This is a genomic window from Sphingomonas aestuarii, assembly GCF_054457155.1.
Genome location: NZ_JBTKVV010000006.1, coordinates 44,758 through 63,777 on the forward strand (window position 1 = coordinate 44,758; position 19,020 = coordinate 63,777).

Here is a 19,020-nt window from a genome sequence, read left to right on the forward strand (position 1 = left end):
GGCGACGCAGCGTCCGGGTTTTTTTCGTTCGAGGTCACAGGCGCGCGTTTGCGACCTGGAGGAAAACCGAGGACTTGGCCATGCGACCGACTGCCTGCCTTCTGCGATAAGCGCGCGCCGTTAGCATGGGCGCATAGCGCTCGCAATGCATCCCCGATCCGCGCCCATATCGCTGGAAACCGGGCAGGGTGTTCGGCTATGGGGCAGCGAACGAATCTTGCCCGGAGAGGAAATAATGCGAGTCGGCGTCCCCAAGGAAATCAAGAACCACGAATATCGCGTGGGCCTGACCCCGCCTTCGGTCGAGGAACTGGTACGCCACGGCCATGACGTGTTCGTGGAAACCAACGCGGGCATGGGCATCGATTTCACCGATCAGGATTACATGGACGCCGGTGCGACGATCCTGAACACCGCCGCCGAAGTGTTCGCGCAGTCGGACATGATCGTGAAGGTGAAGGAGCCGCAGCAAGTCGAAATCGCGATGTTGGAGCCACGCCACACGCTGTTCACCTATCTCCACCTCGCCGCCGACCAGCCGCAAACCGACGGGCTGATGAAATCGGGTGCGACCTGCATCGCGTACGAAACCGTCACCAGCGATTCGCGCCAGTTGCCGCTATTGAAGCCGATGAGCGAAGTCGCGGGCCGCATGTCGGTTCAGGTCGGCGCGCATTATCTGGAAAAGGAACAGGGCGGGCGCGGCGTGCTGCTGGGCGGCGTGCCCGGCGTGGCCCCGGCCCGCGTCGCCATTCTTGGCGGTGGCGTGTCGGGCGTGAACGCAGCGCAGATGGCGACGGGCCTGCGCGCCGACGTCACCATCTATGACATCTCGAACGAACGCCTCGCCGAACTCGACATGCATTTCGGCAGCCAGATCAAGACCGCCTATGCCAGCCGTGCGGCGATCGCAGCGGCAGTCGCCAAGGCGCATCTGGTGATCGGCGCGGTGCTGGTCCCCGGCGCCGCTGCGCCAAAGCTGGTGACGCGCGACATGCTCAAGACGATGAAGCGCGGGTCGGTTCTGGTCGACATCGCGATCGATCAGGGCGGCTGCTTCGAAACCTCACGCGCGACGACGCATGACGATCCGGTGTACGAGGAAGAAGGCGTCATCCATTATTGCGTCGCCAACATGCCCGGCGCGGTCGCGCGCACCTCGGCCTTCGCGCTCAACAACGCGACGCTGCCGTTCGTGCTGAAACTGGCCAACCAGGGCGCGGAAGCGGCGATGCGGGCGGACAAGCACCTCGCCAACGGGCTGAACGTGTCCGACGGCAAGATCCGTCACGAAGCGGTCGCCGAAGCGTTCGGTTACACGTTCGAGGCTTGGCAATAAGGTTGGAGCGTACCCCGGCGAAGGCCGGGGTATGGTTTTGATTAACCCGCCCGATCCCGCATCTCGATGATCCGGTCGAGCAACGCCAGCCGCATCGCAATCGCGTCCTTCAACCGCCCTTCAGACGTCAGCGCATAGGCTCTGGCCCAGCGCGCGCGCGCGCCGTCGAGATCGCCGGTGCGGACATGCGCCAGCCCGTCGAAGAACCACGGCCCCGGCTGCGACGGATCGATCAGGATCGCGCGATCGAATGCCAGCCGCGCGGCGGGCGAGATTGCCTCTCCGCCGTCATGTTCGACGATCGCGTCGCCCAGCCCGGTCCACGCCCCCTGGCTCGCCGGATTGGCGCGCGCTGCAGCCAGCATCACCGACACCGCGCTGCCCGTCGCTCCGCCGCGACGCAACCCGTCGCTGGCGATGAAATTCGCCGCTTCGGGGCCGAACCGGCCAAAGAAGGCCTGGCGCAATTCGACGATCTGCGGATCGACAGGCCGCCCGGCGGCGCGGCGCTCGACCGGACTGCCCGGCATCGATGGCTCACCTTGCCACGCATATCCCGCCGCCCCCAGCATCAGCGCCGCCGCGCCGAACGCCCAGAGCGGGCGCGGGAAGTGCAGCCACCACATCGCAACCGCCGCCGCGACGCCCGCCGCCAGCAACATCGCCCAGCCGATCATGGCCGCCGCCTCCTGAAACTGCGCCGCGCGATCAGGATGCCGATCGCCAGCAGCGCCAGCGGAGCGAGCCACAAAGGCGCGGATAAGGCCGACATCGGCGGGTCATAGGTGATCTGGTCGCCATAACGGTCGATCAGCCACTGCCGTACCTGCCCCGCCGTTTCGCCACCTTCGATCCGTTCGCGGATCAGCGCGCGCATATCGCCCGCCATGTCGGCATCGCTGTCGGCGACCGACTGGCCTTCGCAGGTCAGGCAGCGCACCTGTTCCATCAGCGATTTGGCTTCGGCCTCGCGCGCAGGGTCGGTGAGTTGTGTGTTCGCATAGCGCGCGGGAGCGGTGGTTTGAGCAGCAACCGGGAATGCCGCCAGCACGGCCAGCCCCACCCAAACCGTCACCCCGGACTTGTTCCGGGGTCCACCGGGCGACCGACGCAATCGCAAGAGGCTCCAACCGCGCGCAAGCGGCTTGGTGGACCCCGGAATAAATCCGGGGTGACGGTGAGTATGCGCCCCGGTCACTCCGCCGCCTCCAGCGCCGCGAGTATCTCCGGCACATCCTCCGCGCGGATGTCACCGATATGCTGCATCACGATCCGCCCCTGCCCGTCGATCACGAACGTCTCCGGCACGCCCGCCGAACCCAGATTGAGCTGAACCCGCCGCTCCGCATCGTCGCCGATCGCGCGATAGGGATCGCCGTGCCGCGCCAGAAACGCCGCCACCGCGTCCGGTTCGTCGCGGATCGCGATCGCATCGATCGTGGCACCCGCATCCTTCAGCGCCATCAGATGGGGCGCCTCGGCGATGCAGGGCACGCACCAGCTGGCAAAGATGTTGAGCAGGCGGGGTCGGCCGGTCGCGAATGCCTGGGTGGCGAGGCCCGGCTTCCCCTCGATCATCGGGTCGAGCGCGAATTCGGGCAGCGGCTTGCCGATCAGCTTCGACTTCACCGTGCGGTCGGCGGGCGCATAAAGCGCGCTCGCGACCAGGATCGCGACGCCGACGAACACCAGAAACGGCACCCACAAGATCAGTTGGCGTTTCATGGGACATATCCCCGCACATCGGGTTTGGCCGTCCGCTTGCCACGCACCCGCCCGATCAGCGACACCAATCCGCCCAGCGCGATCAGCAGCGCGCCGTACCAGATCAGCGTGACGAACGGCTTCCACCACAGGCGAAGCTGCCACCGGCCCTCATCCGCGCGCTGGCCGATCACGGCGTAAAGTTGACCGTTCCAGTGAGTCGACAGCGCCGCCTCGCTGGTTTCGGTGGGGGGCGACGCGAAGAAGCGCTGTTGCGGGCTGAGTGTGACCGCACGCGCGCCCTCACCCTTGCGCGCGACCAGAACCGCTTCGACCCCCGTCCAGTTGTTGCCGACGGTCGGCCGCACGCCGGCAAACTGCACGTCGAACGGGCCGACGGCATAGCTCTGGCCAGGCCGGGCGGCGACCAGCACTTCCTTGTTGAACGCGCTCTCGCTCGCCATCCCGGCGATCGACACCGCAACCCCGAAATGCGCGATCACCATGCCGTAAATGTGGAGCGGGGTGCGGCGCAGCTTGCGTCCGGCCAGCGGCGCAAGGCTCGCCACCGCGAGACCCGCAGCGATGCCAAGCCCAAGCGTCGGAAAGATGCCAGCATCGGCTGCCAGCACCAGTACCGCCACGACAGCGAGGACGAACGCCGCGATCGGCCATTTCATTCGCCCTACCAGCGCGCGCGTCTCGTCGCGCCGCCAGCGCAGCAACGGCCCGGCAGCGGCGACCACGAACAGCGCCAGCGCAATCGGCACCGTCGTCTTGTTGAACACCGGCGGCCCGACCGAAATCTGTTGCCCCATCCACTGTGCGACGATCGGATAGAGCGTGCCGATCAGGACGATGCCGAGGATCACGCTGAGCAGCAGATTGTTGACGACCAGCGCGCCTTCGCGGCTGACGGGTTCGAACAATTTCCCCTGTTTCACCGCACCGATGCGCGCCGCGAACAACGCCAGCGCGCCGCCGATATAGAAAGCGAGCAGCAGCAGGATGAAGGTGCCGCGCGTCGGATCGACGGCGAAGGCGTGGACGCTGGTCAATATCCCTGACCGCACCAGAAACGTCCCCAGCATCGACATGGCGAACGCTACCAGCGCCAGCACGATCGTCCAGGCGCGCAAACCATCGCGCGTCGCCAACACCGTCACCGAATGGAGGAGCGCGGTCGCCGCCAGCCACGGCATCAGCGATGCATTCTCGACCGGATCCCAGAACCACCAGCCGCCCCAGCCGAGTTCGTAATAGGCCCAGTAACTGCCCGCCGCGATGCCGATGGTCAGGAAAATCCACGCCAACAGCACCCAGGGCCGCATCGCCCGCGCGAACGCCGGGCCGACATCGCGCGTGACCAGCGCGCCGACCGCGAACGAAAACGCCACCGACAGTCCGACATAGCCGACGTAAAGCGGCGGCGGGTGGAACGCCAATCCCGGGTCTTGCAGCAGCGGGTTGAGCCCCAGCCCCTCGGGCGCAGCGGGCAAAATCCGCGCGAACGGGTTTGAGGAAAACAGCAGAAACGCATAGAAACCAATGGCAATCAGTGCCTGTGCCCCGAGTGTCGCAATCAGCGTATCCTGCCGCAACCGCCGCTCGAACAACGCCACGCCCGCTCCCGACAGCGCCAGGATGGTAATCCACAAGAGCATCGAGCCCTCGTGATTCCCCCACGTCCCGGTGATCTTGTAGAGCATCGGTTTCAGCGAATGGCTGTGCTGCACGACCAGCGACACCGACATGTCCGACCGCACGAACAGCGCGATCAGCGCGGCGAACGAGGTGATGGCGAGGATGCCCTGCACGATGGCGACGGGACGGATCGAAGCGAAGAGTTGCTGGACGGCTTCGCCCCGACCGCCCGCTTGCGACGGTTTTCGCAAAAGGCTCAACCCCAGCGCCACCATCGCCAGCTGCAACACCGCCAGCGCCGCGGCCAGCCACAGCGCCGCCAGACCGAATTCGGCGATCATTGTTCCAGCGACTCGCTCTTGTGCATCGCGCCCGCGATCTCGGGCGGCATGTAACGCTCGTCATGCTTGGCGAGGATGTTGTCGGCGACGAAGCTGCCGTCCTGCTGGAACCGCCCTTCCGCCACGACGCCCGATCCTTCGCGGAACAGGTCGGGGGTGATCCCGGCGAAGCGCACCGGCACCGTCGCGCCACCATCGGTCACGTCGAACGCGATCGACACCCCGTCGGCGGCGCGCTCGATCGATCCCTCGACCACCATCCCGCCCAGCCGAACGCCGCGATCGAGCGGCGGTGCGCTCCGCTGAACGTCCGACGGCGCATAGAAAAACGCGGCCTGATCCTGCAACGCCGACAGCGCCAGCACCGCTGCGCCGATCACTGCTGCCAGCGCCGCGAGCCCCAGCCACAACCGCTGATGCTTCGCCTTCATCGCCGCAGACTTTCCGCCGCACGCTCGGCGCGGCGCATCGCCAGAAACGACAGCAATGACATGCCACCGGTCGCGCCGATGACGATGGCATAGGCCGCTGCGATGAAATTCCAGTGGTTCACGCCGCTGCCATCCGCCGCATCCGCGCCTCGACGCGGTTGTCCGCGATCATCGTACGCATCCGCATCAGCACCAGCGCGCCGAACAGCGCGGAGAATCCCGAAATGCTCCACCACAGCGGCCACAGCATCGACGGGTCGATGCTCGATCCGGTGAGGCCGATGCTCTGTCCCTGATGCAGCGTGTTCCACCACACCACCGAATAGCGCACGATCGGCAGCAACACCGTGCCCGCAATCCCGAACAGCGCAACCACCCGCCCGTCGCCGCCGCGATCATGGTCGGCGCGCGCGAGCGCCATCCAGGCGAGATAGACGAAGAACAGGATCAGCATCGAGGTCAGCCGCCCGTCCCATTCCCACCACGTCCCCCAGGTCGGGCGCCCCCAGATCGAACCGGTAATCAGGCATAGCGCAGCGAACAACGCCCCCACCGGCGCGATCGCGCGTGCGGCGACGAATGCCAGCGGATGCTTCCAAACCAGATAGGCGAAGCACGCGATGGCAAGGCTCGACCAGCCGCTCAGCCCCAGCCAGGCGGCGGGGACATGGATATATAGAATGCGGAAACTGTCGCCTTGCAGGTAATCGGGCGGTACCTGGGTGAGCCCACCCCAGAACGCGACGACCAGCGCCACCACCCCTCCCCAGAACAGGATGGGCGTCATCGGGCGCGCGATCTTCAGGAAGCGCGTGGGATTGGCGAGAGCGTGAATCACGGTGTCTGGGGCACGCTTTAGGAGCAAATGCCGGCAGTTTCCACCTGTATCGATATGGCCGGTCGAGCGTAGCGAAGACATGCTCGAGAGCCCACTGCGTCCATGCCACCCGGTATCCGTTCGCTTCGAATGGACCGGTGAGAAGACCTGAGGGCTGGAAGCACCCATTTTGCTTGATCTGCGTTAATCTCTCCACGACGGAACGTGCCGAATTGCCGACGAAATGTGGCATGTTCCACCATAACAAGGGGTTAGCGTCATTTCGCCGGAGACCACGATCCTCGCCGTGTTCGTCGCCGTCTATATTGGCATGGCGACCGGCGGTTTTCCGCGGCTGAAGGTCGATCGCGCATGGATCGCGGTTGCGGGCGCGACGCTGTTGATCGTCACCCACACGTTGAGCGTCGAGACTGCCGCCCCCCTGGTCGAGATCGACGCGATCGTGCTGCTGCTGGGGCTGATGATCCTGTCGGCGCAGTTCGACCTGGCTGAATTTTATGGGCGGTGCGCGGAAATGGTCGTCCGCAACGGCGACAACCCTGCGCGCCTGCTGGCGCTGGTGGTGGCGCTGGGCGGATTTCTCTCCGCCTTCCTGGTCAACGACATCGTGGTGTTCGCGCTGACCCCGGTGCTGTGCGCGGGCGTGCGCGCCTAGGGGCTCGTGCAGGCGCTGGACGGCGTCGGCGCGGGGATTTTCGGGGTGATCTGGGTGCTGATCGTCGCCGATCTGACCAAGGGGACCGGGCGTTACGCCGTGACGCTGGGGGTCATCAATGTCGGTCACATGATCGGCTTCTTCCTCAGCCAGACTTTGGCCGGGATGGTGGTGGACGCCACCGACAGCTATCGCTGGGGCTTCTGGTTCCTTGCCGGGATCGCGACGCTGGCGCTGATCCTGTTTCAGTTCGGGATGAAGGAAACCAGGCACGATCCCACCTGACCGTTCGGTGCGACCAAACACCCGTTCGTTTGGAGCGTCGTCGAGAAACGCGACCGAAAGGTGCAACCAGCGTTTCTCGACTTCGCTCGAAACGAACGGGTGTAGATTGTTCTTTACCGCCTCGCGAGCGCCCCCGCTTTCCCGGCCGAGTCCGGCGGCTCGCACGTCATCATCGCCTGAGCATCGCTCATCATCGCAGCACCTGCCGATCCGGCCTGGCGGAACTTGGTCGATTGCGACCAAGAGTTTCACAAGCGGAGTAGTTCCGATTCAGAGTGATGGTTGCGGGCGCGGAGCAAGAGACGTCGCAGGCACGAACGACCGGAAGCGACCGCCGTTTCCGGTTTCCCTCGGATGTGACCTGACTGCTGGGGCTGACCGAGATCGAGCCTGATCGGCCTGTCGACGAGAGCAGCTGTCCAGCGAATGTTCCAGACCTGTAACTGCAACCGCAAACAAAAAAGGGCGCCCCGAGGGCGCCCTTTTCGCATTACGCTCGACTGTCCTGTCCCGTGAGGATCAGAACGCCGCGCGATATTGTTCGTTGCCGACGAAGCCGAGATTGGTGACCTGCGACCGCTTGATGATCGCGAGCACTTCATCGACCGTTTCGTAACGGGCCATCGGGTCCGGCTGGAAATGCAATTCCGGCGCGGGATCGATGGTCAGTGTCTGTTCCAGATACTGGGCCAGCGTCACTTCGTCGATCGGCGCGTCGTTCCAGGTCAATTGACCCTGCTGCGTGATGATCAGCTTGTTGCTGATCGGGTCGATCAACGGTTGATTGGGGCTGTCAGACGGCTGCGGCAGATCGATTTTCACCGCGTGCGTCTGGATCGGAATGGTGATGATGAACATGATGAGGAGAACGAGCATGACGTCGATCAGCGGCGTCGTGTTCATTTCCATCATCGGTTCGCCGTCATCGGTACCGGCGCTAATTCCCATATCAGGCTACTCCTAACTCTCGCGCTTACTGCCGCGTCGTGACTGTGCCCGCGGGCGGCTCGGAGATGAATCCGACCTTCGCGAAACCAGCCGACTGCATAGTGTAGATGGTGCCTCCGATGCAGCGATAAGGCGTGTCCACATCGCCGCGAATATGCACTTCGGGAAGTTCGAGGCCAGCGGCATTCGGGCCGCCCTGGCGTTCGACTTCTTCTTCCAGCTTGGTCACTGCGCGTTCGAGCAGGTTTTCGGCCGTCACCGGAGTCATGTTCCAATAGACCTGGCAGGTATCGCCCTGGCCCATCACGGAAAGATTGACGTTCTCAGGCTTGGTTTCGGTCGCTTCGAACTGCACCTTTGGCAGATTCAGTTCGACCGTCTGCACCACGACCGGAATCGCAATCAGAAAGATGATGAGGAGAACCAACATGACGTCCACCAGGGGCGTCGTGTTGATGTCCGACATCGGCTTTTCATCGGAGCCATCGCCCCCAACGCTCATCGCCATCGGCGTTATCCTATCCTTGTCACGCGTCTCGCCCAAAGGCGAGCGGGGGTGGCGAGCGCATGGCCCGCCACCCGGTACTCCAATCGATTATGCGCGCGGCGTCTGAACGCCACCGGTCTGGCCGGCGGTCGTGGTCGGCGCCTTGTTCGCGGGCGCTGCAGCTGCGGCGGTTCGTGCGGCAGCAGCCGTGGTCGCGCCGTGGTTCGGGCGAACCGCGCCTTCCGACGCCAGGAAGCCGAGCACGTCGGTCGAGAAGGCCGACAGGTCTTCCGCGATCGCCTTGTTGCGGCGCTGCAACCAGTTGTACGAAAGCACCGCGGGAACCGCCACGGCGAGGCCGAGTGCGGTCATGATCAGTGCTTCACCAACCGGGCCTGCGACCGCGTCGATCGAGGCCTGACCGGCCGCGCCGATCTTGATGAGTGCGCGGTAGATACCGATAACCGTACCGAACAGACCGACGAACGGCGACGTCGCACCGACGGTCGCGAGGAAGGCGAGGCCGTTGCCCAGCGACGAGTTGATCGACGCTTCCGAACGCGCCAGCGAACCGTGCAGCCAGTCATGCGCCTCGACCGGATCGGTCAGCTTCTTGTGCTGGTCCTGCGCTTCGATGCCGTCATCGACGATCTGGCGATACGCCGAGTTCTTTTCGAGCTTGGCTGCACCTTCGCGCAGGCTGTTCGATTTCCAGAAGGTTTCGCGCATCCGCTTACCCTGGTTGATCACCTTCTGCTGCTCGAACAGCTTGGTGAACAGAATGTAGAACGAACCGATCGACATGATGACGAGGACCGCGAAGGTCGCCCATGCGATGACGCCGCCCTGTTCGAGTGCTTCCCAGAAACCGTAGGGGTTCGACCCTTCCGTAGCTGCCGCACCCGCGGCGAGGATGTTGATGAGCATTTTGAGGTTCTTCCTTAGAAAAATCTGCTTCCGACCAGCGCCGAGGCACCGACCGCCGGCAAGGGATTAGCGATCAAGCTGCCAGGTAACCGACAACGGATAAGTCGACTCGACGGGCTGACCCGCCTCGTTCTGCGCCGGCGTGAACCGCGCCCTGCGCGCACCGCGGCACGTGGCGTCGTCCAGCGCCGAATTGCCCGAGGAACTGGTGACGACGCAGTTGGACACGGTGCCCGTCGGCGAAATCGTCAGGGTCGCTCGCGTGCGCCCTTCCGCTTCGTCGCGAATGGCCGACGGGGGATAGTTCGCCTGCCCAAAGAAACGACTGATATCGCCACGCGGACCGGCTTTCTTGCTGACCGCGGGGGGCGCAGGCGGGGCCGGCGGCGCGGGAGGCGCAGGCGGCGCTGGGGGCGCGACGGGCTGGAAATCGGGAATGATGTCCGAGGTGCGAATGGGCGGTGAAGGCACCGGCACCCTGACAATCGGCTGCTGCACGACGACGGTCGTCTGCGGCGGCGGCGGCGACGCAGACTCCGGTGGCGGAGGCGGCGGCGGTAGTTCTTCCGGTGGCGGTGGCGGGGGCACGGTCACGTCAATGACGTTCAGTTCTTCCTGGGCCTTTTTCACATATTCATATGCGAGACCCGAAATGAACGCATAACCGATAATGACGTGGATGATCGCAACGATCCCGATCGCCACAAACCGACTGCCACCTGCTTTTTGGTCAGCGTAGGCCATTCAGCAAGGTCACTCCTAATTAACCCGTTCGAGACATCGCCCGGCCTGACGGCGACGGGAAACAAGCCTGACCGGCATATGCTTTCGCCCATGCCAGTCACGGAAACGATTCTCTAACTTCACGCTTTGCATTCCGCAAACCATTTGTCGGACGCAAGAAACGTACAAACGTCGTGGACAGGAATTATTTCTGTATCAAGACAGCTTGGTTCGTTAACGGTATCCCCTATGAACGCACTCGCCAAGCCTTTCGTTACGGCAACCGCCCTTTTGCTGGGTACCGCCGCGGTTCCCCCCGCTTTAGCGCAACTTAGCGCCCCTCCTGCCGTCGGCCAGCCGGCCGCCGATATCGATTATCCGCGCTATGCCGCACAGGTGATCGAAGCACCGCTGATCATCGACGCGACGGTCCGGTCGACCAGCCGGATTCGCGGCGACGAAGCGGCCGGTCTCGCTCCGGGACATGTCCGTTATTACGTGACCGCCGACGTGCTTTCGTTGATTCGCGGGACGACCGCGATCCCGTCGCGGGTCGGCTATCTGCTCGACGTGCCGTTCGATTCGCGAGGGCGCGCGCCGCGGTTGAACCGCCTGCGCGTGCTCTTGTTCGCGCGGCCCGTACCCGGTCGCAGCGATCAGGTGCAACTGCTGTCGAACGACGCACATTACGACTGGTCGCCCGAACGCGATTCGCTGGTGCGGCGAATCGCAGAGGAAGTCGTGTCGCCCGACGCACCGCCCGAGATCACCGGCGTCGGCAACGCTTTCCACACGCCGGGCGACCTGCCGGGTCAGGGCGAGACGCAGATTTTCCTGCTGACCGCGCGCAACGATCCGATTTCGCTCAGCATCCTGCGTCGCCCAAATGGCGAGCGGAACTGGGCGGTATCGCTGGGCGAGATCGTCGGCGAAGGATCGCGCCCGCCCGCGCGCGACACTTTGCTCTGGTATCGGCTGGCCTGCGGGCTTCCCGGCGCGCTGCCAGAGGGCAATGTCGCCGCCGACATGCCCGAACATGCGGCGATCGTGCGCGAGGATTACCAGTTCGTGCTCGAATCGCTCGGCCCGTGCCGGGGCAGCGGCACGACCAATCGCGCCGCCTGGTAGGCGTTTGCGCTATCTGCGGTGGCGGGTGAGCGTGATGCCGATCGCCTCGCCCGCCTCGGCGATTGCCAGCTTCACGATCTTCACCTGAACGCGCGACACCCGTGGATCCTCGACGAACAGGGTTTCGGCGATGTGATCGGCGACGCCCTCGATCAGGGTGAAATGGACTCCGGGCGGCAGCGACGTGCTGGCCGCGGCTTTCAGATCGAGATAGCTTTTGGACGCCGACAAGGGCGTATCGGGCGCGAAATGGTCGGGACAGTCGAGATCGACGGTGATCGAAATCCGCAACGGCTGGGGAAGATGCGTTTCCTCCGAATAGACGCCGGTCAGCACCTGGACCTCCAGGTCATGGACTTCGAGCTGCAAATGATCCTTCAACGCGCATTCCCCGCTGGTTACGAAGCGCGCCCATAGCGGTGGCGTCCGCCGGGGGGAAGCCGTGCGCGCGTCCGGCCTGGGCGTCGCCAACGCCAATTTGCTTTGCGTGGGCCAGACGCCCCGCTATCAGGCCGCGCCCCGAGCCATCCGCCCAAGCCACCCGAAAGCCAAAGCCCGCATTGAACCAGCCCTTCGTCCTCCTCGATACGATCGATCCCGAACGGATCGAAGCGCTGCTCGACCGCGCGTTCGGGACCGACCGGCATGCCCGCACCGCCTATCGCGTGCGCGAGGGGACGAAGGCGATTCGCGCGCTCAGCTTCGCGGCGCGGCGCGACGACGGCGACCTTGCGGGCACGATCCAGTGCTGGCCGGTCGAACTCCGCACCCAGGCTCGGGCGGTGCCGATGATCATGGTCGGCCCCGTGGCGGTCGATCCGCGCTGGCAACAGGCCGGGCTGGGAAAGGCGCTGATGACCCACATGCTCACCATCGCCGAACGCTCCGCCCTCCCCGGCGCCGACGCGCTGATGCTGATCGGCGATCAGGATTATTATGGCCGCTTTTTCGGTTTTTCCGCTGCACATACCGGCCAATGGACCCTGCCCGGCCCGTTCGATCGCGACCGGCTGCTCGCGCGGGGCCCCCGTGTTCCGGCGCTTGCCGGGCAGGTCGCCGCACGGCTCGTCCGATCGGACTTGCCCGCGCCCGCGCCGATGCCCTAACGGCTCGATCATCATGAACGATCAGACACCCGACCTGTCGAGCCTGTCGCTCGCCGACATCGCCCGGCTGGCCGAGGAGCACAAGCTGCCGCCGGTCGAACGCTGGAACCCCGATCATTGCGGCGACAGCGAAATGCGGATCGCGCGCGACGGGACATGGTTTCACCAGGGGTCGCCGATCGGCCGCGCGGCAATGGTCAAACTCTTCTCCACCATCCTGCGCCGCGAGGATGACGGCAGCCATGTGCTGGTCACGCCCGTAGAAAAGCTGGACATCGAGGTCGAGGACGCGCCCTTCGTCGCGGTGGAGATGAAGGCGGATGGCGACGGCGAAGCCGCGCGGCTGCATTTCCGGCTGAACACCGACGATATCGTCACCGCCGGTCCCGACAACGCCATCCGGTTCGAGGCGCACGAGGATGGCCCCCGGCCCTATCTCCACGTCCGTCGCGGGCTGGAAGCGCTGATTTCGCGCGCGGTCTATTACGAACTCGCCGAACGCGCCCTGGCGGACGCTGGCGGCACGCCCGGCATCTGGAGCGACGGCGCGTTCTTCGCGATGGAGCCTGCCCAAGGATCGATCGAGTGACGCTGGCCGACCGGCTGCGCCACGCGCTGGCGGCGGTCGATCACGACCAGCTGGTGCTGTTGACCGGCGACGATCGCGACGCCGATGTCGGCGCAAGCGAGGCGCTGTACGAAGCCGCAGTGCTGATCGCGGTGACCGACCGACCGGTGCCGGGCCTGATCCTGACCCAGCGGCGCGACGACATGCGCAACCATGCCGGCCAGGTCGCCTTTCCCGGCGGGCGAATCGATCCGACCGACGCCGACGCGGTCGCCGCCGCGCTGCGCGAGGCGCAGGAGGAAATCGCGCTGGCGCCCCATGCCGTCGAGATCGTCGGCACCGCCGATCGCTATCGCACCGTCACCGGGTTCGACGTGACGCCCGTGGTCGGCGTTGTAGCGCCCGATGTGGTGTTGCGCGCCAACGAAGCCGAGGTCGCCAACATTTTCGAAGTGCCGCTCGATTTCGTGCTGGAGCCGGCCAATCACCTCGAAGCCAGCGTCGAATGGCAGGGTCGCGACCGGCATTATTACGAGATTTTGTGGAACGAGCGGCGCATCTGGGGTGCGACCGCGGCGATGCTCGTCAACCTGTCGCGGCGGCTGCGATGGGCGGAATAACGCTGCCCCATGCCGATTGGCGGACGCGCCCCGGCCTGCGCGAACTGGCGGCGGCGTTGGGGGCGGGCGATGCGCGATTCGTCGGCGGCGCGGTGCGCGACACGCTGCTCGGCCTGCCGGTGTCCGATGTCGATATCGCCACACGCCACGATCCGGATACGGTGATGGCGACGCTGCGTTCGGCGGGGATCAAGCCGATCCCGACCGGCATCGCCCACGGCACCATCACCGCGATCACCGAAGGCGGCCCGGTCGAGGTGACGACGCTGCGCCGCGACGTATCGACCGATGGTCGCCACGCCCAAGTCGCCTTCACCGATGACTGGCGCGAAGACGCGGCGCGGCGCGATTTCACGATCAACGCGCTCTATGCCGATCCGCAGACGGGCGAAGTCTTCGACTATTTCGGCGGGCTGGACGATCTGAAAGCTGGCCGCGTGCGGTTCATCGGCGATCCGCTGGGCCGCATTGCCGAGGATCACCTGCGAATCCTGCGCTTCTTCCGCTTCATGGCGCGGTTCGGCGACACACCGGACGAAGCGGGGCTGGAGGCGTGCGTTGCGCGCGCCAACGGCCTGATGGCCCTGTCGCGCGAGCGGATCGCCGACGAGTTTCTGAAGCTGCTGGTCGCCCGCGACGCGGTGCGCGTGCTGCGGCTGATGGTTTCGCGCGGCGTGCTGCTGCCGGTCTTGCCCGAGGTCACGGCAGACGGCATCGACCGGCTCGAACGGCTGACGCTGCGCGAGGTGGCGCTAGGCTTCGATCCCGATCCCATCCGTCGCCTGATCGCCGTCGGTCCATCGGACGCGGCAAAGGCCGATGGGGTCGCTGCCCGGCTGAAACTGTCCAACGCCCATCGTAAACGGATTGCCGCCGCGATCGGCGATGCGAACGAAGCGCCGCGCCCGCTAGCCTTTCGCATCGGCAAACACGCCGCAATCGACCGGTTGCTGCTGGCCGATCTTGAGGAAGCCGATGTCGCGGCGCGCATGGCCGAGATTCGCGATTGGGACGTCCCCACCCTCCCCGTATCGGGCGGAGACATCGTCGCACGGGGGATTCAGGCTGGACCGGATGTGGCCAGGCTGCTGGGTCAGGTGCGTGACCAGTGGGTGGCGGAAGGATTTCCCGACACGCCCCGCGCGCGCGAAATCGCCGATGTCACCGTCGATCAGTGGTTGCGCGAAACCAGCAGGTCGTAAGCCGCATCCGCCTCGATCGGGCGCGAGAACAGATAGCCCTGGCCATAGGTGCAGCCCATCGCCGCCAGCGTCTGGGCAAGCTCGTTCTGCTCGATCCCTTCTGCGGTGGTCTGCATCCCCAGCGCCTGCGCCAGGCTGAGGATCGCGCGGACGATCGCGATCTTGTCGCGATCGGCTAGCATTCCCGCGACGAAACTGCGGTCGATCTTGAGCAGGTCGATCGGCAGTTTCTGAAGATAGGCCAGATTCGAATAGCCCGTTCCGAAATCGTCCATCGCCAGCGTCGTGCCCAGGTCGCGCAGCGCCAGCACGGTCTGCGACACGCGGTCGGGATCGCCGACGATCGCGCTTTCGGTGAGTTCCAGCGTCAGGCGGCTTCCGGCGATGCCATGTTTTTCCAGCACGCCGCGCACCATGTTCGCCACCTGATCGCGCTGAAGCTGGATCGCCGACAGGTTGACCGCCATGCGGATGCCGCAATCGCCCCCCGCCTTGGCATCCCATTCGGCAAGCGTCCGCACGCATTCGTCCATTGCCCAGCGACCGAGCGGGACGATCAGGCCCGATTCCTCCGCCACCGGAATGAAGTTCACCGGCGACATTTCGATCCCCTGCGCCGTCCGCCAGCGCGCCAGCGATTCGAACGACGTGATGCGACCGGTCGCCAGATCGCAGATCGGCTGGAAGGCGAGATACAGGTCGCCGTTATCGATCGCGCGGCGCAGTTCGGCCTCGATCGAGAATTGCTCGCGCGCATGGTCGAAGCTGCGCGATTGATAGACTTCGACGCGACCCGTGGCCTGCGACCGCTTCACCGCGAATTGCGCGTGACGGATCAGGTCTTCGGCGCTGTCGGCGCTGTCGGCACCCAGCGCGATGCCGATCGAACAATCGACCTGAACCTCATGTTCGGACAGGCGAAACGGCGTGGACAAGGCCGACTGGATACGCTTGGCGACCTGAAACGCGTCGCCCGCGCCGTCCTCGACCGACAGCAGGATGCCGAATTCGTCCCCGCCGGTGCGCGCCAGGCTGTCGCGCCCGCGCAAGGCGCCTTTCAGGCGGCGCGCGACCGAGATGAGCAATTCGTCGCCGGCCAGCGATCCGATACACGCATTGATCCGGCTGAACCGCGCCAGATCGACGGCGATAACGGCGTGTTTTGCGAGCGCACCGTCTTCGAGCGATTCGAGCAGTTCCTCGAACCCCGCGCGGTTGGGCAGGCCGGTCAGCGCGTCGGTGAACATCTCGCGCCGCAGACTTTGTTCGGTGCGATAGCGGATGGTGTTATCGACCAGCGTCACGAAGCATCGCCCGCTGCCCGCGCGGGTGTGACGACGCGCCAGCGTCACGCCATAATGGCGGCTGTCGACGGCCTCGCCCACTTCCCAGTCGAATTCGTCGCGCAAGTCGCTGCTGCCGATGAACGCGGCAATCCGTGCGCCATTATCCTCCACGAATACCGATTTGCCCGAGGTCGTCCCCAGCCCTGCCAGTCGGAACGCTCGATTGACGACATCAAGCCGAACGACGCCGTCGCGAACCACCACGACGCAGCAGGGGACGGGGACCAGTTCGATGCCGGAGATGTGATCGCTGGTTCCGGGCACGGGCGCGGGTGGCGCGGTGATGACCGGCGCATCGCGCAACGTCTGCGCTGCGGGCTTCCTGCGAAACATTCACCCACCGGCCTAATGTCCAGTGGTTAAAAGCTGTTGAAGAAACGGCCCCGTAATAATCCTCAGAACCGGTTGTCGCGCGGGAATCCGGTCGGCGGCATGCGTCCCGCCGCCCCCCGCGCCGCGCGCCAAGACCCCATGTCCGCCTCGGTCCGGGTGCGTCCCTGTTCGCCGCCCATCGTCCAGCTAAGCCCTTCATCGAACCGGAAAGTTCGCGCGTCCGACAGGCCCCCGTCGCGGTAGCGCTGGATCTGAACCCCCTGCCCGCGCACCAGTTCGCCCAGTTCCGAAAGCGGGAACACCAATAGCTTTCGGTTATCCCCCACCGCCGCAACATAATCGTCGTCGGGCGCGATCGGACGAACGACTTTCAACCGCGATCCGGCGCGCGGGTTCATCACCTGCTTGCCCTTGCGCGTCTCGGCGATCGCATCGGCGGTCCGCAGCACGAAGCCGCGCCCGTCGGTCGCCGCCAGCAGCATGCGGGGTGCGGCGCTGGCCGGCACCAGCCCGACGATCTCCCCCTCCAGGTCGATCATCGATCGCACCGGCTCGCCGAACCCGCGCCCGCCCGGCAATTTGTCCGCGCCCAGCGTGTAGAAGCGGCCATTGTCAGCGGCGAGCAGCAATTTGTCTGTCGTCTGCGCGTGAAAGGCGAAGAGCGGGCCGTCGCCTTCCTTGAACTTGGCGGCGTCGGCGGCGGACAGGTCGCCATGCCCCTTCATCGCGCGAATCCAGCCGCGCTGCGACAGGATGACGGTGATCGGCTCGCGCTCGATCATCGCCTCCAGCGGGATTTCGCGCGCGGGTGCCGCTTCCTCGACCAGCGTCCGGCGCTTGCCGAGTTCGGTTTCGGGACCGTAGCGGTCGCGGATTTTGCCAAGGTCGCGCTTCAGCCGCGTGCGCTGCCGGGCTTCGGAACCGAGCAGCAGGTTCAGCTCCGCCTGCTCCTTCTCCAGCGCGTCGCGCTCCTTGCGAAGCTCCATTTCCTCCAGCTTGCGCAACGACCGCAGCCGCATGTTGAGGATCGCTTCGGCCTGACGGTCGGTCAGTTCGAACTCGGCGATCATCACCGGCTTGGGCTCGTCCTCGGTACGGATGATTTCGATCACCCGGTCGAGGTTGAGGAACGCGATGATATAGCCCGACAGCAATTCCATCCGGTCGGCGATCTTCGCCAGACGGTGTTCGCTGCGGCGGCGCAGGACCACGAACTGATGATCGACCCAGGCCGACAGCGCCTCTCGCAGGCTCATCACCCGCGGCGTGCGGTCCTTGTCCAGCACGTTGAGGTTGAGCGGGATGCGGGTTTCGAGATCGGTCAGGCGAAACAGCCCGTCCATCATCGTATCGGCATCGACCGTGCGGCTGCGCGGTTCGAGGACGATGCGGATGTCGGCATCCGATTCGTCGCGGATGTCGCCCAGGATCGGGAATTTCTTGTCGTTGATGATCGCCGCGACCGACTCGATCAGTTTCCCCTTCTGCACGCCATAGGGAATCTCGCTGACGATGACGTGCCAGCCGCCACCCTTTTCGCGCACGACTTCCCATTTCGATCGCACGCGAAACCCGCCGCGCCCCGTGGCATAGCTTTCGGCGATGGCGGCGGCGCTGTCGATCACGACGCCGCCGGTCGGAAAGTCCGGCCCCTTCACATGGCCAAGGATCGCCGCGTCGTCGGCCTGGCGGTCGTCGATCAGCATCACCGCCGCGTCGATCAGCTCGGCGGCATTATGCGGCGGGATGCTGGTCGCCATGCCGACCGCGATCCCGCTCGCGCCGTTCGCGAGCAGATTGGGGAACAGGCCGGGGAACAGCTCGGGCTCATGCTCCTCGCCGTTATAGGTCGGCTTGTAATCGACCGCGTCCTCGTCGAGGCCCGCCATCAGGTCGATCGCAACCTGGGTCAGCCGCGCTTCGGTATAGCGGTAAGCCGCGGCGTTATCGCCGTCGATATTGCCGAAATTGCCTTGCCCGTCGACCAGCGGATAGCGCAGCGCGAAGCTCTGGGCGAGGCGGACCATCGCGTCATAGACCGACTGGTCGCCATGCGGGTGGTATTTGCCGATCACGTCGCCGACGACGCGTGCGCATTTCTTGTAGCCCGATGCCGGGTCCAGTTTCAGCAGCCGCATCGCCCATAACAGACGCCTGTGAACCGGCTTCAACCCGTCGCGCACGTCGGGCAGCGACCGCGCCGTGATCGTCGACAATGCATAAACAAGATAGCGTTCGCTGAGCGCGGAATCGAAGGGATGATCGACGATCGCGTTGAAGGGGTCGGACAAGTCGGTGGCCATAGGCGCGAAGGACTAGCAGCGCACGTGCGGCTGCGTAAGGGGCGGTTTCGTACCCTCAACACGATACCCCTCCGCCGTTCGTTTCGAGCGAC

The 19,020-nt window shown here is 65.3% G+C and carries 22 protein-coding genes; 8 read left to right on the forward strand and 14 right to left on the reverse strand.

Features of this window, described 5'->3' with window-relative positions:
• Window positions 1-235 precede the first annotated feature (235 nt).
• Window positions 236-1,339, forward strand: coding sequence for an alanine dehydrogenase (gene ald / locus ACX0GZ_RS12160; RefSeq protein ID WP_458816794.1), 1,104 nt, complete (start codon window positions 236-238; stop codon window positions 1,337-1,339).
• A 41-nt stretch (window positions 1,340-1,380) separates the two neighbouring features.
• Here the strand turns inward: ald and ACX0GZ_RS12165 are convergent, their stop codons facing one another.
• The 7 genes from ACX0GZ_RS12165 to ccmC form a co-directional block, all read right to left on the reverse strand.
• The gene (locus ACX0GZ_RS12165; RefSeq protein ID WP_458816796.1) at window positions 1,381-2,016 is read right to left on the reverse strand and encodes a tetratricopeptide repeat protein; all 636 of its coding nucleotides are present in this window, start codon (window positions 2,014-2,016) and stop codon (window positions 1,381-1,383) included.
• Window positions 2,013-2,414 (reverse strand): cytochrome c-type biogenesis protein, encoded by a 402-nt coding sequence (locus ACX0GZ_RS12170; protein WP_458816798.1) that lies wholly within the window; start codon window positions 2,412-2,414, stop codon window positions 2,013-2,015. Before ACX0GZ_RS12170 ends, ACX0GZ_RS12165 begins: the two co-directional genes overlap by 4 nt.
• Before the next feature lie 119 nt (window positions 2,415-2,533).
• On the reverse strand, window positions 2,534-3,064 hold the full coding sequence (locus ACX0GZ_RS12175) for a redoxin family protein (protein WP_458816800.1): 531 nt from the start codon (window positions 3,062-3,064) through the stop codon (window positions 2,534-2,536).
• Entirely contained in the window at window positions 3,061-5,028 is a 1,968-nt protein-coding gene (locus ACX0GZ_RS12180; RefSeq protein WP_458816802.1) for a heme lyase CcmF/NrfE family subunit, read from the reverse strand. Before ACX0GZ_RS12180 ends, ACX0GZ_RS12175 begins: the two co-directional genes overlap by 4 nt.
• A complete protein-coding gene (gene ccmE, locus ACX0GZ_RS12185; protein WP_458816804.1) occupies window positions 5,025-5,459 on the reverse strand; it encodes a cytochrome c maturation protein CcmE in 435 nt (144 codons plus the stop codon). The genes ACX0GZ_RS12180 and ccmE overlap by 4 nt, the downstream gene beginning before the upstream one ends.
• Window positions 5,456-5,581: a hypothetical protein gene (locus tag ACX0GZ_RS12190; protein WP_458816806.1), complete on the reverse strand. Its 126-nt coding sequence runs from the start codon at window positions 5,579-5,581 to the stop codon at window positions 5,456-5,458. The genes ccmE and ACX0GZ_RS12190 overlap by 4 nt, the downstream gene beginning before the upstream one ends.
• Window positions 5,578-6,246, reverse strand: coding sequence for a heme ABC transporter permease CcmC (gene ccmC / locus ACX0GZ_RS12195; RefSeq protein WP_458816928.1), 669 nt, complete (start codon window positions 6,244-6,246; stop codon window positions 5,578-5,580). Before ccmC ends, ACX0GZ_RS12190 begins: the two co-directional genes overlap by 4 nt.
• A 337-nt stretch (window positions 6,247-6,583) precedes the next feature.
• On the opposite strand from ccmC, the gene ACX0GZ_RS12200 reads away from it, so the two are divergent.
• Window positions 6,584-6,952, forward strand: a complete 369-nt coding sequence (locus ACX0GZ_RS12200; RefSeq protein WP_458816808.1) for an SLC13 family permease — start codon at window positions 6,584-6,586, stop codon at window positions 6,950-6,952.
• Window positions 6,953-6,958: 6 nt separating this feature from the next.
• A complete protein-coding gene (locus ACX0GZ_RS12205) occupies window positions 6,959-7,237 on the forward strand; it encodes an MFS transporter (RefSeq protein WP_458816810.1) in 279 nt (92 codons plus the stop codon).
• A 519-nt stretch (window positions 7,238-7,756) separates the two neighbouring features.
• On the opposite strand, the gene ACX0GZ_RS12210 is transcribed toward ACX0GZ_RS12205, so the two are convergent.
• The 4 genes from ACX0GZ_RS12210 to ACX0GZ_RS12225 all read right to left on the reverse strand — a co-directional run bounded on the left by ACX0GZ_RS12210 (window position 7,757) and on the right by ACX0GZ_RS12225 (window position 10,343).
• Window positions 7,757-8,185, reverse strand: a complete 429-nt coding sequence (locus ACX0GZ_RS12210; RefSeq protein WP_458816812.1) for an ExbD/TolR family protein — start codon at window positions 8,183-8,185, stop codon at window positions 7,757-7,759.
• Window positions 8,186-8,210: 25 nt separating this feature from the next.
• Entirely contained in the window at window positions 8,211-8,693 is a 483-nt protein-coding gene (locus ACX0GZ_RS12215; protein WP_458816814.1) for an ExbD/TolR family protein, read from the reverse strand.
• Between the two features lie 87 nt (window positions 8,694-8,780).
• Window positions 8,781-9,599, reverse strand: a complete 819-nt coding sequence (locus tag ACX0GZ_RS12220; protein ID WP_458816816.1) for a MotA/TolQ/ExbB proton channel family protein — start codon at window positions 9,597-9,599, stop codon at window positions 8,781-8,783.
• 66 nt (window positions 9,600-9,665) lie between these two features.
• Window positions 9,666-10,343 carry an energy transducer TonB gene (locus ACX0GZ_RS12225; RefSeq protein ID WP_458816818.1) on the reverse strand — a complete coding sequence of 226 codons (678 nt, stop codon included), beginning with the start codon at window positions 10,341-10,343 and terminating at the stop codon, window positions 9,666-9,668.
• A 228-nt stretch (window positions 10,344-10,571) separates the two neighbouring features.
• Here ACX0GZ_RS12225 and ACX0GZ_RS12230 point away from each other — a divergent pair, with 228 nt between their 5' ends.
• Entirely contained in the window at window positions 10,572-11,450 is an 879-nt protein-coding gene (locus tag ACX0GZ_RS12230; RefSeq protein WP_458816820.1) for a hypothetical protein, read from the forward strand.
• 9 nt (window positions 11,451-11,459) lie between these two features.
• Here the strand turns inward: ACX0GZ_RS12230 and ACX0GZ_RS12235 are convergent, their stop codons facing one another.
• On the reverse strand, window positions 11,460-11,831 hold the full coding sequence (locus ACX0GZ_RS12235) for a dihydroneopterin aldolase (protein WP_458816822.1): 372 nt from the start codon (window positions 11,829-11,831) through the stop codon (window positions 11,460-11,462).
• Window positions 11,832-12,010: 179 nt separating this feature from the next.
• Here ACX0GZ_RS12235 and ACX0GZ_RS12240 point away from each other — a divergent pair, with 179 nt between their 5' ends.
• Genes ACX0GZ_RS12240 through ACX0GZ_RS12255 form a run of 4 tightly spaced genes read left to right on the forward strand, consistent with a single transcriptional unit; the run spans window position 12,011 to window position 14,946 of the window.
• Window positions 12,011-12,556: a GNAT family N-acetyltransferase gene (locus ACX0GZ_RS12240; protein WP_458816824.1), complete on the forward strand. Its 546-nt coding sequence runs from the start codon at window positions 12,011-12,013 to the stop codon at window positions 12,554-12,556.
• A 13-nt stretch (window positions 12,557-12,569) separates the two neighbouring features.
• Entirely contained in the window at window positions 12,570-13,145 is a 576-nt protein-coding gene (locus ACX0GZ_RS12245) for a DUF1285 domain-containing protein (protein WP_458816826.1), read from the forward strand.
• Window positions 13,142-13,744: a CoA pyrophosphatase gene (locus tag ACX0GZ_RS12250; protein WP_458816828.1), complete on the forward strand. Its 603-nt coding sequence runs from the start codon at window positions 13,142-13,144 to the stop codon at window positions 13,742-13,744. Before ACX0GZ_RS12245 ends, ACX0GZ_RS12250 begins: the two co-directional genes overlap by 4 nt.
• Complete coding sequence (locus tag ACX0GZ_RS12255; protein ID WP_458816830.1) at window positions 13,732-14,946, forward strand: CCA tRNA nucleotidyltransferase; 1,215 nt, start codon at window positions 13,732-13,734, stop codon at window positions 14,944-14,946. The genes ACX0GZ_RS12250 and ACX0GZ_RS12255 overlap by 13 nt, the downstream gene beginning before the upstream one ends.
• Here the strand turns inward: ACX0GZ_RS12255 and ACX0GZ_RS12260 are convergent.
• Both ACX0GZ_RS12260 and parC read right to left on the reverse strand, forming a co-directional pair.
• Window positions 14,916-16,625, reverse strand: a complete 1,710-nt coding sequence (locus ACX0GZ_RS12260) for a putative bifunctional diguanylate cyclase/phosphodiesterase (protein WP_458816832.1) — start codon at window positions 16,623-16,625, stop codon at window positions 14,916-14,918. The genes ACX0GZ_RS12255 and ACX0GZ_RS12260 overlap by 31 nt on opposite strands.
• 62 nt (window positions 16,626-16,687) lie before the next feature.
• The gene (parC, locus tag ACX0GZ_RS12265) at window positions 16,688-18,928 is read right to left on the reverse strand and encodes a DNA topoisomerase IV subunit A (protein ID WP_458816834.1); all 2,241 of its coding nucleotides are present in this window, start codon (window positions 18,926-18,928) and stop codon (window positions 16,688-16,690) included.
• Window positions 18,929-19,020: the final 92 nt, after the last annotated feature.